A 2,986-nucleotide genomic window follows, 5' to 3' on the forward strand; every position below is an offset into this window, starting at 1 on the left:
CGCCGAAATCGCTAGGAAACCTGCTCGAACAGCAACGCGAGCTGGCCCGGAGACACCGCCACCCCGCACTGGTTGCGCAGATCCCGCAGTGGGCCCGCGATGTTCTGCAGATCCAGCAACTCACCCGGATGCCCGATGAAATACGACCGCACCGAGGCCTTGGCGTCCTCGGGCGACTGGGTGGCCGCCGCGGTCAGCACGTCGTCGGCGCCGGGATGGCTGGCCAGATATCCACCCGCGGCGGCCAGCACACCGCTGGATGTCGCGGCCAGGCCGCTGGCGCTGCACGGCGCGGCAGCGGCGCTCGGCGTCGACACTAAGGCCGCGGCACACAGCGCACTCACCATCAGCGCACCGAATGCGCAACGTATCGACGTCGTCATGGCCTGGCTCCTTGGGATTGTTGGGCTGGATCTGAAGGGTTAGATGCGAGGGAATACCCGCGCAGGGCGGGTTTCTCTCGCCGCAATCGCCGAGCTGAGCTGGTTCGACCCGGCGGTGGTCCAGGACACGCGCACCCGTTTGCGGGCCCGTGCACCTGAACCCGATTGCCCGCCAGCCGATTTCGTGCCCACGATCGACGGTTACCCGGGGGGCAACGGTGCCGGTGCGTAGTCGAAGACCGCCGTGCCGCCGTAGCTTCCGTCGGGATCGTTGGGTCCGTAGGCGGGGGTGTAGGAAAAGTAGATCGGGCCCAGTAGGAACGGGATGATCCCGGTGTTGAAGCCCAGGCTGGGAATCCAGACGGAGGTCGCGTCGCCCGCTGCGATCTGGGCATCGGTCACCTTCGTCCGGTAGAGAAGGGTATTTCCGTCGATCGTGTGGACCTCGATGACGGTGCCGGCTTTCAGCTGGTCGCCAACGGAAAGGTCGTTGAGAGTCGAGGGCAGCATGCTCTGCGAGACGCCACCGCCGATACCGCCGCTGTCGATGGTGGCGGTGGCGTTGTGGGTGGTCTGCGAGACGGAGCCGTAGGTGACGGTGACCGAGAGCGTGGTGTAGAACCAGCCCGGAACGCGGGTGACCTCGGGCAACGGGTTCGCGCCGAAGGTCACCTGGCCCGCGGGCTCATCGATCAACAGGCCCTGAGCGAGTGCGCCCGGAAGTGTCAGCACCGGGCTGGCGATGTCGCTTCCGGTGTACGGATCGACGCCCATCGTCGGGGCGAGAGCGTCGGCGTATTTCTGCTCGGTCCATTTGTGTTGAGGAACCGTTATCCACTTCTTCTCTTTCGCGTCCCACTCCTCGATGTGGTCGACGACCCCGATCGGGGTGGCCGCGGTCTCCATACCATTGCCGAAGTCGAGGCTGGGCGTATAGACGGTGTAATAGAAACGCCCCCAATCCCCGTATTCGATCATGCCGGTGACGCCCAGGCTCGGACCGAGCGGCGTGTCTTTCAACAGGGTGATCGGGACGATCAAACCCGCTGAGCCCGTGTCGATTTCAACCTGGGGCAGTTGCGTGCCGTTGACCGTGAGGGCCACCGTCATGAAGTCGGCACCGAGGTTGTAGGTCAACCCGACCACCGGCGCGCCGCCCGCAGTACCTGCCAACCCGTCCCTGCCCAGCAGTCCACCCTGACCTCCGGCTCCACCGCCGGCAGATACCCCGCCGGTTCCCCCGGCACCACCGTTGCCGACGAGCACGCCACCGGCTCCGCCGGCACCGCCTTGTCCGGCTGCACCACCGGCACCGGCCGCACCACCGTCGCCCACGAGCAGAGCACGGCCGCCCGCGCCACCGGCACCACCGGCTCCGCCGGCGCCCCCGGCACCACCGTTGCCGACGAGCAGACCACCGGCTCCGCCGGCACCGCCGACCGCACCCCACCCGCCGGCGCCGCCGCCACCACCGTTGCCGATCAGTCCGGCCGCACCGCCGCGACCGGCTTGACCACCGAACCGCACCCCGGCCCCGCCGGCGCCGCCGGCACCGCCATCGCTGATCGACAGCGCCCCGCTGATCCCGCCGCTTCCGCCGTCGCCGCCGATTGCCGCGTATCCGGTGGCAGAGCCGCCATCGCCACCGGCACCGGCTTGGCCGAATACCGAGAACAGGCCGGTATTTCCGCCGGCACCGCCGGCACCGCCCGTGCCGTAGTTACCGCCCGCGGCCCCGCCGGACCCACCGCGGCCGGCGACGCCCATGATCGAGAACGTCCCGGTGTCACCGCCGGTCCCGCCGGCACCGGCCACCAGACCCGTCCCGGTGACCGCACCGCCCGCTCCCCCGGAACCACCGTTGCCGGCGAACACCCCACCGCGGCCGCCGTTGCCACCGGCGCCGCCGTTGACGCCTGCACCCCCGGAACCACCCGAGCCGACCAGACCAGCCGAACCACCGTTGCCGCCGGCGAAACCGTTGCCACCGTTGCCCCACAACAACCCGGACCGCCCACCGGTGCACGCCGCACCCTGGTTGCAGGTCTCCGAGGTCCAGCTGTAGCCGTTTCCGATCAGAAGGCCGGCATCGGGATGAGCGGCGGTGCCGTCGCCGACCAGGTTGCCCATCAGCTGGGCGAGGTTGGACGAGCTCAGTGCACCGGCCGGAGCTTTGGGCCTCGTTGCCAGGGCGGGACGCACCCGAGCCGATCGCTGCGCGGTCAGGGTGGAGGTGGGCACCGCATTCCTGGCTCGGGCAGCGCCATGTCCCGAAGGTGTACGCGGGGCCGCTGCGGCGACCGAGCCCGTCGAACTCGGCGCCGCCGTCCCGGTGTCTGCGTCCGCCGATCCGGCCAGGGCAACCGTCGCCGCTCCGAGGGCGAGTGTCAACGCCCCCGTCCACCCGATATAGCGCACACTTGCGGCCGGCGTCGGCCGGCTCGCCACCCGCTGGGCGGGATTCTTGACAGACACAGACGACCCCCGTGACCGATCGAGCACCGCAACTCTGAGCGCAGACCCTACAACCAACCGTCGCGGCCAGCGCAGCGATTCGTCATCCGAAGCACCACGCCCGGTGAAACGGAAGCCGCGCCGGGTGA

Annotated in this window: 2 protein-coding genes; both read right to left on the reverse strand. The window is 69.6% G+C overall.

Features of this window, described 5'->3' with window-relative positions; translation table 11 throughout:
• Positions 1-11: 11 nt before the first annotated feature.
• A complete protein-coding gene (locus tag MSZK_RS09875; RefSeq protein ID WP_099247384.1) occupies positions 12-383 on the reverse strand; it encodes a heme-binding protein in 372 nt (123 codons plus the stop codon).
• 201 nt (positions 384-584) lie between these two features.
• Positions 585-2,624 carry a hypothetical protein gene (locus MSZK_RS32295; protein WP_158230564.1) on the reverse strand — a complete coding sequence of 680 codons (2,040 nt, stop codon included), beginning with the start codon at positions 2,622-2,624 and terminating at the stop codon, positions 585-587.
• Between the last annotated feature and the right edge of the window lie 362 nt (positions 2,625-2,986).

Source organism: Mycobacterium sp. shizuoka-1 (genome assembly GCF_002723835.1).
Taxonomy (GTDB): domain Bacteria; phylum Actinomycetota; class Actinomycetes; order Mycobacteriales; family Mycobacteriaceae; genus Mycobacterium.